General features: G+C 55.5%; 14 protein-coding genes. 3 read left to right on the forward strand and 11 right to left on the reverse strand.

What is annotated here, in order from left to right; all coding sequences use genetic code 11:
• Positions 1-88: 88 nt before the first annotated feature.
• The 9 genes from msrQ to mrcB form a co-directional block, all read right to left on the reverse strand.
• Positions 89-703 carry a protein-methionine-sulfoxide reductase heme-binding subunit MsrQ gene (msrQ, locus tag CJF39_RS09075; protein WP_094993112.1) on the reverse strand — a complete coding sequence of 205 codons (615 nt, stop codon included), beginning with the start codon at positions 701-703 and terminating at the stop codon, positions 89-91.
• On the reverse strand, positions 703-1,716 hold the full coding sequence (gene msrP, locus CJF39_RS09080; RefSeq protein ID WP_094993113.1) for a protein-methionine-sulfoxide reductase catalytic subunit MsrP: 1,014 nt from the start codon (positions 1,714-1,716) through the stop codon (positions 703-705). Before msrP ends, msrQ begins: the two co-directional genes overlap by 1 nt.
• A 62-nt stretch (positions 1,717-1,778) precedes the next feature.
• A complete protein-coding gene (pssA, locus tag CJF39_RS09085) occupies positions 1,779-2,636 on the reverse strand; it encodes a CDP-diacylglycerol--serine O-phosphatidyltransferase (protein WP_094993114.1) in 858 nt (285 codons plus the stop codon).
• 143 nt (positions 2,637-2,779) lie between these two features.
• Positions 2,780-3,796, reverse strand: coding sequence for a ketol-acid reductoisomerase (gene ilvC / locus CJF39_RS09090; protein ID WP_094993115.1), 1,017 nt, complete (start codon positions 3,794-3,796; stop codon positions 2,780-2,782).
• 48 nt (positions 3,797-3,844) lie between these two features.
• The gene (gene ilvN, locus CJF39_RS09095; protein WP_018609360.1) at positions 3,845-4,336 is read right to left on the reverse strand and encodes an acetolactate synthase small subunit; all 492 of its coding nucleotides are present in this window, start codon (positions 4,334-4,336) and stop codon (positions 3,845-3,847) included.
• 2 nt (positions 4,337-4,338) lie between these two features.
• Entirely contained in the window at positions 4,339-6,063 is a 1,725-nt protein-coding gene (locus CJF39_RS09100; protein WP_094993202.1) for an acetolactate synthase 3 large subunit, read from the reverse strand.
• Between the two features lie 431 nt (positions 6,064-6,494).
• Positions 6,495-6,824, reverse strand: a complete 330-nt coding sequence (locus CJF39_RS09105) for a YqcC family protein (protein WP_094993116.1) — start codon at positions 6,822-6,824, stop codon at positions 6,495-6,497.
• Positions 6,824-7,561 carry a tetratricopeptide repeat protein gene (locus CJF39_RS09110; protein ID WP_094993117.1) on the reverse strand — a complete coding sequence of 246 codons (738 nt, stop codon included), beginning with the start codon at positions 7,559-7,561 and terminating at the stop codon, positions 6,824-6,826. The genes CJF39_RS09105 and CJF39_RS09110 overlap by 1 nt, the downstream gene beginning before the upstream one ends.
• Positions 7,562-7,577: 16 nt before the next feature.
• Positions 7,578-9,905: a penicillin-binding protein 1B gene (gene mrcB / locus CJF39_RS09115; protein WP_094993118.1), complete on the reverse strand. Its 2,328-nt coding sequence runs from the start codon at positions 9,903-9,905 to the stop codon at positions 7,578-7,580.
• Positions 9,906-10,021: 116 nt separating this feature from the next.
• Between mrcB and CJF39_RS09120 the strand changes: the two genes are divergently transcribed.
• The 3 genes from CJF39_RS09120 to CJF39_RS09130 all read left to right on the forward strand — a co-directional run bounded on the left by CJF39_RS09120 (position 10,022) and on the right by CJF39_RS09130 (position 12,531).
• On the forward strand, positions 10,022-11,578 hold the full coding sequence (locus tag CJF39_RS09120) for an AAA family ATPase (RefSeq protein WP_094993119.1): 1,557 nt from the start codon (positions 10,022-10,024) through the stop codon (positions 11,576-11,578).
• An 89-nt stretch (positions 11,579-11,667) separates the two neighbouring features.
• Positions 11,668-12,009 (forward strand): pentapeptide repeat-containing protein, encoded by a 342-nt coding sequence (locus CJF39_RS09125; protein WP_094993120.1) that lies wholly within the window; start codon positions 11,668-11,670, stop codon positions 12,007-12,009.
• A gap of 249 nt (positions 12,010-12,258) precedes the next feature.
• Positions 12,259-12,531 (forward strand): TfoX/Sxy family protein, encoded by a 273-nt coding sequence (locus tag CJF39_RS09130; protein WP_094993121.1) that lies wholly within the window; start codon positions 12,259-12,261, stop codon positions 12,529-12,531.
• 225 nt (positions 12,532-12,756) lie between these two features.
• Here the strand turns inward: CJF39_RS09130 and CJF39_RS09135 are convergent, their stop codons facing one another.
• Together CJF39_RS09135 and CJF39_RS09140 are read right to left on the reverse strand one after the other, a co-directional pair.
• Positions 12,757-13,524, reverse strand: a complete 768-nt coding sequence (locus CJF39_RS09135; protein ID WP_094993122.1) for a heme ABC transporter ATP-binding protein — start codon at positions 13,522-13,524, stop codon at positions 12,757-12,759.
• A complete protein-coding gene (locus CJF39_RS09140) occupies positions 13,524-14,507 on the reverse strand; it encodes a FecCD family ABC transporter permease (protein WP_170942664.1) in 984 nt (327 codons plus the stop codon). The genes CJF39_RS09135 and CJF39_RS09140 overlap by 1 nt, the downstream gene beginning before the upstream one ends.
• Positions 14,508-14,527: the final 20 nt, after the last annotated feature.

A 14,527-nucleotide genomic window follows, 5' to 3' on the forward strand; every position in this document is an offset into this window, starting at 1 on the left:
GAATCTCAAGGAGTTTTCCGTTTCGACTGCGCCGGAAGTGGGGCGAATTATAGGCCGATGGAATTCTGAGTCAAGCCTTTATTTTGACTCAAGAGGCAGATAGCGATTTCTTCTTATATAGACGTGGTAAGCGACGCATCACAAACGGTATACGCAGCACCATCAACCCCGCTCCTATCGCCGCATAAACTGACCACTCCTTGAGGTCTGCACGAACGATCCACAGCATATGCACCAGCCCCAGCCCTAACACCACATAAATCAGGCGGTGCAGTTTTTTCCAGCGTGCGCCCAAGCGACGCTGACTGTAACGATTGGACGTTATGGCAAGTACGCACAACAGCAAGAAACCAAGGCTGCCCACAATAATGTAAGGGCGCTTTTGCAACTCCATCCCCAACTGTGACCAATCGAACCCCAATACAAAAGTGAGGTAAGCCAACAGATGCAGCATTACATAAGCAAAACACCACAAGCCGATTTGACGTCGAACAGCAACCCAGCCAGCCCATCCTGTGACCTTGTGTAAAGGTGTCATGCAAAGCGTTATCAGCAATAAGATAAGCGTTCCTAACCCCAAGCGATCAACCAGAACTTTGCCCGGATCAGGCCCGAGCATTGAGCTCCACGCCTGAAACACCCAGAGCAGCGGCCAAATAATCGCCAATACAAAAACAAACGAACGCCAATAAGGGAATCGCATCAGTAGTTTTTCCGCAGATCTAGCCCACTGTATAAAGAGGCCACCTCTTCACCGTAACCGTTGAACATCTGAGTCTCGCGTACATTCGGACTGAACAGGCCACTAGGCAGACGACGCTCACGCGCCTGACTCCATCGCGGATGGTCCACTTGCGGATTAACGTTGGCATAAAAGCCGTATTCATCTGCCGCAATACTCTGCCAAGTCGTCTTCGGCTGATCTTCAACAAGGCTGATACGTACAATGGACTTCACGCTTTTAAAGCCGTATTTCCAAGGCACCACTAGCCGCAATGGCGCGCCGTTTTGATTAGGCAACTCTCGCCCGTACATCCCTACCGCCAGAATTGCCAATGGGTTCATCGCTTCATCCAACCGCAACCCCTCTACATAAGGCCAATCAATCAAAGCGAATCCAGAACGCTGCCCCGGCATGACCTTCGGATCCTGCAACGTCTCAAAACGGATGAACTTTGCTTTTGACGTAGGCTCTACCTGCTTAAGCAATGCTGAAAGCGGGAAACCCAACCAAGGAATCACCATTGACCATGCTTCTACACAGCGAAGCCGGTAAATCCGCTCTTCCAATTGATATGGCTTCATAAAGTCTTCAAGCGCATATCGGCCCGGCTTACCGACCTCACCATCAACAACCACGGTCCATGGCTCAGTCTTCAATGCACCAGCATTTTGCGCTGGATCGCCTTTGTCGGTGCCGAACTCATAGAAATTGTTGTAGTGAGTAGCATCTTTGAAGGGGGTGATTGCCTCTCCCTGGACGTTCACCGCTTGCCATTTAGTGTTGGGGAGCTTTTCGGAAAACCATGCGGGTGGCGCGCCAGCGTCGGCATCAGGATACATCCCGCCCTCCTGTGCGCTTGCTAAACGAGGAAGCGCACTCACGGCAAGCCCGGCAAGCGAACTCCCCAGCAATGCACGGCGCGACAAATAGAAAGCTTCAGGCGTGACATCCGACTCTTTACTGGCGGACGCTTTGGGGAGCTTGATGAGCATGGCAACTCCGTAGTATTGGAAGACTGATGCCCAATAGACTACGGAGTATGCGAGAAATTACATCACTCGGCGCTTTTGTTCCGACGCAGATGCAACAGGTACTGAACGGGTCCGGATGCCGCATAAGCAAGAAAGACCAGCAGTAAAATACGCGGCGGATCACTGAAGACCACTGCAAAGACCAGCACCACAGCCAGAATGGCGACAAAAGGTACGCGACCTTTCAAGTCCAACTCTTTAAAGCTGTTGTACTTAATATTGCTGACCATCAACATGCCCGCAGCAGCGACAAGTAACGCTACCAGAAACGACATCTTGGAGCCCTGGATACCGTAATCGCTGAATGCCCACACGATCCCCGCCACAACACCCGCTGCAGCGGGGCTCGCCAAGCCGATGAAGTACCGCTTATCCGCTGTGCCTACTTGAGTGTTGAAACGCGCCAGACGCAATGCTGCACCAGCCACATAAATAAAGGCAACCATCCAGCCGACCTTGCCCATATCCCCCAGCGCCCAACCAAATGCCAACAAAGCGGGGGCAACGCCAAAGGCAACCATGTCAGACAAGGAATCGTATTCAGCACCAAAGGCACTTTGGGTATTGGTCATGCGTGCAACCCGACCATCAAGACCGTCAAGCACCATGGCCACAAAGATCGCGATCGCGGCAAAAGCGAAGTATTTGCTCGCTCCAGCAGCATCACCTGCACTCATGGCACTTTGCGCGCTCATCGAGTTGATGATCGAATAAAAACCCGCGAACAGGTTCGCCGTCGTGAAAAGGTTGGGTAGCAGATAGATACCACGATGCCGGACTTTACGGCCTTCGGCGTCATGTCCTTCTTCGACATGCTCATCGATAGGCAGCAGACTATCGGCGTCAGAGGCCTGTTTTGGCTCTTCGGGACGTTCGCTCATGGACATTACCTTGCAACGATATGGAAAGTTTCGATAAAGGTTCACGGCCAACACTGACACGCAAACAGTGATGCTTTATACCAGAAGCCACCCTTTAAACGAAAAAACGCGGCCGAAGCCGCGTTTTTCTTCACGCTACAAACTTAGTTCTTGGCTTTATCGACAATCTTGTTCGCGCCGATCCAAGGCATCATCGAACGCAGTTGCTCACCGATCACTTCGATACCGTGTGCAGCGTTGTTGCGACGCTTGGCGGTCATCGACGGGTAACCAGTGGCACCCTCGCTGATGAACATCTTGGCGTATTCGCCATCCTGGATACGCTTGAGCGCATTGCGCATTGCCTGACGGGACTCGGCGTTGATGACTTCCGGACCTGTCACGTACTCGCCGTACTCAGCGTTGTTGGAGATCGAGTAGTTCATGTTCGCGATACCGCCTTCGTACATGAGGTCAACGATCAACTTCAGTTCGTGCAAACACTCGAAGTACGCCATCTCGGGCGCGTAGCCTGCTTCAACCAGTGTTTCGAAGCCAGCTTTGACCAGCTCGACAGTACCACCGCACAGAACTGCCTGCTCACCGAACAGGTCGGTTTCAGTCTCGTCTTTGAATGTGGTTTCGATGATACCGGTACGGCCGCCACCCACGCCCGAAGCGTAAGACAGTGCAACGTTCTTGGCGTTGCCCGAAGCGTCCTGATAGATAGCGATCAGATCAGGAATACCGCCGCCTTTTACGAATTCAGAACGGACGGTGTGGCCCGGGGCTTTCGGCGCGATCATGATTACGTCGAGATCGGCACGCGGTACAACCTGGTTGTAGTGAATCGCAAAGCCGTGGGAGAACGCCAGAGTGGCGCCTTTCTTGATATTCGGCTCGATTTCGTTTTTATACAGCGACGACTGGAACTCGTCCGGGGTCAGAATCATGACCAGGTCCGCTGCGGCAACAGCGCTGGCAACGTCGGTTACTTTGAGGCCATGAGCCTCAGCTTTAGCGACAGTGGCCGAACCTTTACGCAGACCGACAGTCACGTCTACACCTGAGTCTTTCAGGTTGCAGGCTTGAGCGTGACCTTGGGAGCCGTAACCAATGATGGCTACTTTTTTGCCCTGGATGATCGAAAGGTCGCAGTCTTTGTCGTAATAAACTTTCATGATTTTCCCTTATATCCAGGCCATTCAGGCCATTAGCACTTATTAGTTTTAGATGCTGAGTACTTTGTCGCCACGGGCAATCCCGGTGACACCGCTGCGAACTGTTTCCAGGATCGAAGCGGTTCCAATCGACTGAATGAAGCTGTCGAGCTTGTCACTGGTACCCGTCAATTGCACGGTATAAACACTGGCGCTCACATCAACGATCTGGCCACGGAAGATGTCCGTCGTTCGTTTGATCTCTGCGCGCTGCGCTCCCGTTGCCTTGACCTTAACCAACATCAGTTCACGCTCAATGTGAGCACTCTCCGACAGGTCGACCAGCTTGACCACTTCAATCAGCTTGTTCAGGTTTTTGGTGATCTGCTCGATGATCTCATCGTGCCCCACGGTCGTCAGCGTCAGACGCGATAAAGTCGGGTCTTCGGTGGGCGCTACCGTCAGGCTTTCAATGTTGTAGTTACGTTGCGAAAAAAGCCCTACAACGCGAGACAAGGCACCCGGTTCGTTTTCAAGAAGCAAAGAAATAATGTGCCGCATGATTAAGTACGCTCCGTCTTGCTCAGCCACATGTCTCGCATGGAGCCATCTTTGATCTGCATCGGGTATACGTGCTCGCTGGTGTCGACCTGAATATCCAGGAACACCAAACGGTCTTTCATGGCGAACGCTTCTTCCATTTTTGGCTTCAGGTCTTTCAGGTCCGTGATCCGAATGCCTACATGGCCATAAGCCTCTGCCAGCTTCACGAAGTCAGGCAGCGACTCCATGTAGGAATGCGAGTGACGGCTGCCGTAGTTCATGTCCTGCCATTGGCGCACCATTCCCAGTACGCCGTTATTGAGACTGATGATCTTCACGGGCAAGTCGTACTGCAAACACGTCGACAATTCCTGAATGTTCATCTGAATACTGCCCTCACCTGTCACACAGGCTACATCAGCATCCGGGAAGCTTAATTTGACCCCCATGGCAGCCGGGAACCCAAAGCCCATCGTGCCCAGACCACCTGAGTTGATCCAGCGATTAGGCTTGTTGAAGCGGTAATACTGAGCCGCAAACATCTGGTGCTGACCCACATCGGACGTCACATACGCGTCGCCCTTGGTCACTTCGCAAAGCATCTCGATTACGGCTTGCGGCTTGATTTTGCTACCGTCGCCCTTGTCGTACGGGAACAAACCGCGATCACCGCGCCACTCATCGATCTGCTTCCACCACGTAGCGACCGCTTCAGCATTGGGTGTTTCGCCAATGTCCTTGAGGATCGAGACCATTTCGGTCATCACGCTTTCGACCGGACCGACGATGGGTACATCCGCCTTGATGGTCTTGGAAATAGACGCAGGGTCGATATCCACATGGATGATCTTGGCATTGGGGCAGAACTTGGACGGGCCATTGATCACGCGATCATCAAAGCGCGCCCCGACTGCCAGGATCACGTCTGCGTTATGCATGGTCATGTTGGCCGTAAAGCTGCCATGCATACCCAGCATGCCGATGAACTGACGGTCTGTGCCAGGGTAAGCCCCCAAGCCCATCAACGTGTTAGTGACTGGCACGTTGAGCATTTTCGCCAACTCGGTCAACGGAGCAGAGCCGCCGCCCAAAATGACGCCGCCGCCTGCGTAAACCACCGGACGCTTGGCCGCCAGCAGCATTTCCACCGCTTTGCGGATCTGGCCGGAGTGACCACGAACCGCCGGGCTGTAGGAACGCAGCTTGGCTTTTTTCGGGAAAACGTATTCGAACTTTTCAGCCGGGTTGGTCATGTCCTTGGGAACATCCACCACCACAGGGCCAGGACGACCGGACTGTGCCAGGTAGAACGCCTTTTTCATGACCTCCGGGATCTCCGAAGCATGCTTGATCATGAAACTGTGCTTAACGATGGGCCGGGAGATACCGATCATGTCGGTCTCCTGGAAAGCATCGGTCCCGACCATTGTGCTAGGCACCTGACCGGAGATGATGACCATCGGAATAGAGTCCATGTAGGCGGTCGCAATACCCGTAATGGCATTGGTAGCACCGGGGCCGGACGTGACCAGTACTACACCGGCTTTACCGGTGGCACGGGCATAACCGTCAGCCATATGAGTAGCAGCTTGTTCGTGACGAACCAGGATGTGTGACACTTCCGGCTCTTTGAACAGTGCGTCGTAGACATGCAGGAGAGCACCACCAGGGTACCCGTAGATATGTTTGACACCTTCGTCGCGCAAAAAGCGGACGAGCATCTCACCGCCAGATAAAAGCTCCACGTTGTTCACCTCTAAAACGCCAGAATACCGATCGCAAAAAACGAACGGGTCTTAATAGGTTTACTTTTCAGCAGAGCATGAGCGACGGTGGTCGCCGACTACGTCAGCACTGACTGAGCAAGTATTGGGAGCTCCCCAAGTATTGCGGGGGTTTCCCACCCAGCGCGAGGTAACGCGTTGCGGGTGTAGCAGGTCGGCGCGGGTGTGCGCCTCATGATCTGCTGAGAGAGTCTGCTTCTGGCAGTCCCTCTACAGCGGACTTTCGATTCTTCTCATTCACCCCACCCAAGTCAAGCAATAATTGCGCTTTTTTCCAACTACGCGCATCTGAACACAAAAGAAACGGGCTTGATGAGGGATAAAACTCGCCTGAATGGCGCAAAGCGGTAGAAATATGCGCACGACTGCCGGAAAAACCGGCAGCCAGGCAATTAACGAGCGTCGACGATCAGTTGGTCGAACTTTTTCAGCGCATTACGCAGGCTAAGACTCTCTAAAGGCCTATCGGCATACACCATTTCAGCCATTTCAAGAATGCCCGACGCATTGGGCAGCGGCAGATCCTGCTCGAGGATGTGTTTCATCCTCACCAGAAAGATCCATTGCAACCATTGATGGAAGTCGAGCGTATCCACTGAAAAGGGCTCAACACTGCTCAACGCCTCGGCGGAGGGCGACACGTCGTCCCACCAGCCCTGCACACGCAATTCGCGCTCAATCAGCAATAACTGTTCGGCAATAGCCGGGAAGCGTGTATCCATTACAGACTCACCTTGGCTTTTTGACGTGCCGATGCAGCGCCAGCTGCATCACCTTGTTTCTCACGCGCCTGAGCAATCAAACCCCACAGGCTGGCTTGAAGATCCGGACGGCCGCCAGCGAATGTCAGACCGCGACGTGCAAACTGTTCCGCTTGCGCAGCATCACCTTGGGCCATGCGCACCTGCGCCAGACGATAGAGTACTTGTGGTTCACGGGGCGCTACACGCTGCGCTCGTTCAAGGCTGGACGATGCGCCATTCAAATCACCCGTTGCTTGCTGTTGCTGAGCGGTGGTCAGCAATGCCAGCACCGGGCCATCCAATTGCTCATCAGCCGCCAGTCCACCGCTGCTGGACGGAATACCGCTTGGCGTCACCGGGGTCGGCGCACTGTAAGCAGCGCCCGGCGTATAGCTGCCAGTGCTGATTGGCGCAGCCGCCGGGCCTGGGGTAATCGGCCCCGGCGTGAACGGCTCGGCACTGATCGGTGTAGAGACTGCCGCCGCGCCACCCGGAATCATCACTACTACGCCAGAGTCTTGAGGAATGGCTTGAGCCTGCGCAGTGCGCGGAGCAGTCGCCTGCGGGTAATTACCCGCCGTACGCTGAGCAGAAACACGCTCGTTATTGGACACTGGAACACCTGCATCGACCACAGGAATAGAGCCCTGCGGAACACTGGCGCAACCATTGAGCAAAGCCAAGGCTGTTACAGCCGGAACCCACCACTTATTCACGTCAATTCCTCTTTGCTTAATTCAACCAGCCCTTGACCCAGTCCATCACCGCCTCACCGGTTGCAGGTGTTTCAGCTGCACAACTGGCTCCGGCGGGCGGCTCACTGCCGCGAATATACGGCATCTGCACCGCGCCCGGGCAGTTGGCATCTGAACCTTGCCCGGTATGCGGATCAATCCATGCCTGAACGATGTTATCCGGTTGCGGCATGTCGAGCGGTAGCGGGTCAGCCTTGTTCATAAAACTGGTCCACACCTGCAAGGCACCCGTTGCACCCGTGAAAGGTGTTTTACCGTTGTCATCACGCCCCAGCCAGACGACAGCCAGCAGATCCTGGCTGAACCCGGCAAACCAGCTGTCGCGGGAATCGTTACTGGTACCGGTTTTACCAGCCAACGCCAAACTCTTGGGCAACACGTTGTAAACAGAACGACCTGTACCCTCACGCATTACATGCTGCATGGCGTTTTGAATCAGGTAGATCGACCCTGGATCAAAGCGCTGCTGGATCTGGAACGGATAACGCTTGAGCGGCTCACCTTCAGCCGTCAGCACGCTGCGAATCCCGCGCATCGGGGTATTGAAGCCGCCGTTGGCCAAGGTTTGATACATCGTCGCCACTTCCATCGGACTCAAGGCCCCTGCCCCCAGCAACATGGAAGGGAATGCCGGGAACTCACGTTCAACCCCCAGCCGCGCCAAGGTCTTGAGCACGTTGGGAACGCCCACTTCCTGCCCCAGTCGCACAGTGCCCAAGTTGTAGGAGTTCATCATCGACTGATACAGGAAGACGGTGCCGTGTGAACGGCGGTCATAGTTTTGCGGCCTCCAGATCTGGCCATCTGCTCCTTTGATCGACAAGGGTTCGTCTGACAGCCAACTGGTCAACGTGTACTGGCTTGGACGCTCCAGCGCGGTGAGATAAACCGCCGGTTTGATCAGCGAGCCAATCGGCCGTACCGCATCCAGCGCCCGGTTGAAGCCGGCATAACCGGGCAAGCGGCTGCCAATCAGCGCCTGCACTTCGCCCGTTTCAGGGTTCGTCACCACCATCGCTGCTTCGACTTCATCGGAGCCTTTACGCCCGGCCAGACGCTTGAAGGTTTCTCCGACAGCGGCTTCGGACTTCATCTGCAAGATCGGATCGAAGCTGGTGAAAATCCGCAGACCTTCTTCGGTCAAGTCTTCATCGCGATAGTCTTCACGCAACTGACGCTTCACCAAATCCAGGAAACCCGGGAACGAACTGTCTGCCAGACTCCCGCGCCTGGTCACGCCCAGCGGCATTTTTTTAGCTGCCGCCACTTGCTCGGAAGTGGCCACACCCTGCTGTTCAAGCAAGTCGAGGACCAGATTACGTCGTTCCAGCGCGCGCTCCGGGTAGCGCCGCGGATTATAAGCAGACGGCCCTTTGACCATCCCTACCAGTAAAGCCACTTGATGCAACTTGAGTTCAGACAATGGCTGGCTGAAGAAGAACTGGCTGGCCAGACCAAAACCATGCACAGCCCGTTGGCCGTCCTGCCCGACAAAAACCTCGTTGAGGTAAGCCTCAAGGATTTCGCGCTTGTCGTAATGCAATTCCAGCAGTACTGCCATCATCGCTTCGGTCAGCTTGCGGCTCAGACTGCGCTCGTTGGTCAGGTAGAAGTTTTTGACCAACTGCTGAGTCAGCGTACTGCCGCCCTGACGCATTTGCCCGGAAGACGAGTTGACCCAAATGGCACGGGCGATCGACTTCGGCGACACCCCCAAGTGATGGTAAAAATCGCGATCTTCCACCGTTACCAGGGTTTCCAGCAGGAACGGAGGCACCTGATCAATGTTGATCAGAATGCGGTCTTCAAGATTTTTCGGGTAGAGACCACCGATCAGCAGTGGCTCAAGGCGCACTACGGGCAACTTGGCGCCATTGGAGGTCGACAGTTCGGCAACGTAATCACCGGAGAAACGCACACGCACAGGCTGGGCTTTCTCGGCACCTTCATAAAACTGGAACCCCCTGGTATTGAGGTCAACCGTGTTGCCATTGACTGACGCAGCGCCTGGGCCACTGACCGCACTTTCGCGGCGATAGCCCAAAGCATCGAGTTCAGTGAGAAAATCGTTCTTGCTCAGCTTTTGGCCGACGAACAGCTCAAGCGGCCGGGCGTAAACCTTGGCCGGGATGGTCCAGCGTTTGCCGGAGAACTTCTCCTGAACGATAGCGTCGAGGTAGACGGCGAAACCTGCCAGCACAACCAGGCCGACCAGACTGAGCTTGAGCGCCCAGCCCAGCCATGGGCGAAGGCCGCCACCGGAGGGACGTTTGGAACGGGAACGGGGGGATCGGGTACGAGTCATGGCGGCGGATTATACGCACTTTGTTCACGATCATCATGCGCAGCCCGGCGGTTTGCAGTACCGCCGTCAGCAGCCATAATGGCGCATTGAATTTTCCCCGTCTTGAAGGACCAACCGTGAGCCAGAACCTGATCGCCGCGCTACAGAACCCGAGCCTATACCCGCATGACGTCGATGGGTTTCAGGTTATCGAAACGCACATTTCCTGGGTAATCCTCACCGGCCCGTATGCCTACAAGCTGAAGAAACCGGTCAACTTCGGTTTTCTCGACTTTACCGACCTTGATCAGCGCAAATTCTTTTGCAACGAAGAGCTGCGCTTGAACCAGCGCCTGACTGAAGGGCTGTACCTCGCCGTACTGCCGATCACTGGATCTCCAGATGCCCCGGTCTTGGGCGGCGACGGCTCTGTGATCGAATACGCGCTGAAAATGCGTCAGTTTCCGCAGAGCCAATTGCTCAGCACCCTGCAAGCCAACGGCGAGCTGAATGCCGCACACATTGATGAAATGGCGCAGCAAATCGCTCATTTCCACATTAATGCACCTCACGTACCGCTTGAGCACTACCAAGGCACGCCAGAAGCCGTCATGGAACCCGTGCGTCAAAACTTCGACCAGATTCGGCCGTTTCTGACTGATAAAACAGACTTGCAGCAACTGGATGCCCTTCAAGCCTGGGCAGAAAGCAACTTCACCCGCCTTGAACCCTTGCTCAAACAACGTAAAGCCGAAGGGTTCATTCGCGAATGCCATGGCGACATCCACTTGGGTAACGCCACGCTGATTGATGGCAAAGTGGTGATTTTCGACTGCATCGAATTTAACGAGCCCTTCCGCTTCACCGACGTCTATGGTGATGTCGGTTTCCTCGCCATGGACCTTGAAGACCGCGGGCTGAAATGCCTGGCCCGGCGCTTTGTCAGCCAGTATCTGGAATTGACCGGTGACTATCAGGGGCTAGAGCTGCTTAACTTCTACAAAGCCTACCGTGCGCTGGTACGCGCCAAAGTCAGCCTGTTCAGCATGCCCGCCGAAGCCAGTGGTGTTCAACGCGCTGCCACCCTGCGCCAATACCGCAATTACGCGAACCTTGCAGAAAGCTACAGCACCATTCCATCGCGCTTTCTGGCAATCACTCACGGTGTATCAGCCGTGGGTAAAAGCTCGGTTGCCATGCGTTTGGTCGAAGCACTGGGCGCCATCCGCCTGCGCTCCGATGTCATCCGTAAACAATTGTTCGGTGCACAGCAGCGTGAAAATGCTGTAGGTGAAGGTATCTACAGCACCGATGCCAGCGACAGCACCTACAAAAAGTTGCATGAGCTGGCCGCGACCGTGCTGCGTGCAGGCTTCCCGGTAATCATTGATGCCACGTACCTGAAACGCGAACAACGTGACGCCGCTGCCAGTGTGGCCGAGTCCACCGGTGTGCCGTGCCTGATCATCGATTGCGATGCACCGGACGCCGTAATCGAAGGCTGGCTGGCTCATCGTCAGGCCCAAGGCACTGACCCGTCTGATGCCACCCTTGATGTGGTGCGCGCTCAACGTGCCCGTCGCGAGCCTCTGGGCGCCGACGAAGTGCTGCGCAGCAAGCATATTGAAACCAATAACAGTAAAAGTCTGGACACCTTGATCGCAGACATTCGTCAGCGACTGCCAGGGCTGTAACGCACCCGAGTGACCGTGAGGCGGCAAGGGTTCGCGGTCACTCAATAGTGGCACTATAATGGCATCATAAATCCAACAGGAGACGCCTCATGAGCCGCCCACAATTGCTTGATTCGGCGCTGTACGCGCTGCTGCACAAGGACGATATCGCCGGTTTCAATCAAGAACGCCCGCAAGGGCCCATTGATATGCGCGGCGGGGATTTTCGAGGGCTGGATTTGCGTCAGTTGAATGCGCAGGACGTGGACTTCACCGATGGTTACTTTCGCTCTGCGGACCTTCGGGGGCTCGACCTGCGCACAGCGTGCATTGAAGGTGCCAGCCTGGCCCATGCTCAGATCTCAGGGGCTTACTTCCCTGTTGAATTGACGGCGGATGAGATTTTGATGTCGGTCAACTTCGGCACTCGACTGCGTTACCGCACAAAGTAGCAAAATGCGACATCCGGGCACGCGCACCTGCGTCGGCGCAAACCCGGCTTGTCGATCCTGTCCAGCAGCTCTATTCCCATCGTTTCAATCCCCTCTGCGACCCTCTCCAACCTATAGATTTCGCCCTTAAATAGCCCTGCTTGTTCCAAAACCGACTAAAGAACGGCGGTTTTCCTACAGAGCGCTACACTCCTGAAAGACAGACTTGGTCCAGCAAACACTGCGCTTGCGCCGTCGCAAGGAGGCTTGATGAACGATGAACTCCAGCATTTGAGAAATCTTGGAAAGACGTCGGCGCAATGGCTGCACGCTGTGGGTATTCATAACCTTTCGGACTTGAAACGGCTTGGCGCAGCTGATGCTTATCGTGCGGTGAAAGCCCGAGGGTTCAGAGCGTCCAAAGTCTTGCTCTATGCAATTGAGGGTGCCTTGCTGGATGTCCACTGGAACGATGTTCCCGCAGAGCGTAAAGAAGCACTCAACAAACAAGTTGAGAGCGCGTTGACGGCACGAAAAGTTTGAAACTTTGCCCTGCTCTTAAAAAAGCGACAAACTGCTGTTGACTCGATAATGAGAATTGTTATTATTACACCATCTGGTCGCGAGGCCAGACGATCTTCTGAAAGGCCCTTGGTTCGGACTCTCAGAAAATCTCCTCATCAGGCTAATCACGGTTATTTGACCCGGCTTTTGCCGGGTCTTTTTTTTGCCTGCACAAAAGCGTCGGGCCTTTCAAAAGTCAGGAATTCAACGCGCAATGATCAGCGGATGCCCCAGCTCAGGGTGCTGGTGTACCAATACCTCAAGCCCGAATACCGCCTGGAGCAACGCAGGCTGCAACACTGCCTGCGGACAATCCAGCGCACGCGGCCGACCGTTTTCCAGCAGTAACAATCGGTCGCAATAGCGCGCGGCCAGATTAAGGTCATGCAGAATGATCAAGACCGCGGCGCCCCTGTCTGCGAACGCCCGGATAGCCTTTAACGTGGTGTGCTGATGCAACGGGTCCAGCATGGAGGTCGGCTCATCCAGCAACAGTGTTTGCCCACCCTGCCCCGGCCATAATTGCGCCAGCACGCGGGCAAGGTGGACACGCTGACGCTCACCGCCCGATAACGCGAGGTAACTGCGACCTGCCAGGTGTTCAACATCCGCTGCGTGCAATGCCTCCTGAACAATTTCGGCATCGCGGGTTCGGCCTGTCTGATGAGGCAAGCGCCCCATGCCGACGACGTCCTCGACGCGGAACGCAAAATCAAGCGTTGACGTTTGTGGCAATACGGCCAGCCGTTGAGCGCGCTCCACGCCCTTCCATTGACTCAGCGGGCGCTGATCGAGCCAGACGTCGCCTTCGGTAGGCGCCAACTCTGCACACAAACCCGCCAATAAGGTGCTCTTACCTGCACCATTAGGCCCCAGCACACCGAGAACCTCGCCAGGGCGGACCTCAAGCGTAATACCCGACAACACGACTTTTTGCCCACGACGGATCTGCAGATTTTCCGCTCGCAACATCAGTGGCGGCCTCGCAGCAGTAAATACAGGAAGAACGGAGCCCCCAGAAAGGCCGTCACAATACCGATGGGCAGCTCAGCGGGGGCAAGTGCCAAACGCGCAATCAGATCAGCAAACAGCAGTAAACTTGCCCCTGCCAAGACTGACGCGGGCAGTAAAACGCGATGATCTGGCCCCGCCAACAGCCGTACCAGATGCGGCACCACCAACCCTATAAAGCCAATCATCCCCGCCGCCGCTACAGCCGCACCGACGCCCAAAGCAGTACAAAACACCAGTTCACGCTTCAGACCCTCAACATTAACTCCCAAGTGATTGGCTTCCGATTCGCCCAGCAACAACGCATTCAACGCCGTTGCACGGCGTGGCAGCCACAGCGCAACACCGACAGTGACCAGCAGCAGTGGCCACAACCGTGCATAGCTGGCGCCATTTAAACTGCCCAGATTCCAGAACGTCAGCGTACGAAGCGTCGCGTCATCCGCCAGATAAGTAAAAAGCCCTACTGCGGAACCCGATAACGCCGTCAGTGCGATCCCCGCCAGCAACATCACGGCCACTTGGGTTTGGCCATTTTTCCGTCCTAGCCGGTAAACCAGCGCAGTCACTCCCAAGCCCCCCAAAAACGCACAGAGCGACAACAAGTACGGCCCGATAAAGTCCGGCAAACCACCCAACGCAGCGCCGCCCACGATGGCAATTGCCGCGCCCAAGGCTGCACCGCTGGAGACACCGACCAGCCCGGGATCGGCCAACGGGTTGCGGAACAAGCCCTGCATTGCAACACCCGACAGCGCCAGCACACCACCCACTGCCAACCCCAGCAAGGTCCGCGGCAAACGGATCTGCCCCAGAATCAATTCCGCCTGTTCCAGTCCTTCGCCCTGCACAGGCAGCCCCATCAACCGCAAGGCAGCGCGCAATGTATCGAACAGAGGCAAACTCACCGGCCCAAGCGCCAGCGACAACCATGTTGCCAGCAGGCACAAGAGGCCCAGGCTCA

Source organism: Pseudomonas lundensis (assembly GCF_002269125.1).
Classification (GTDB): domain Bacteria; phylum Pseudomonadota; class Gammaproteobacteria; order Pseudomonadales; family Pseudomonadaceae; genus Aquipseudomonas; species Aquipseudomonas lundensis_A.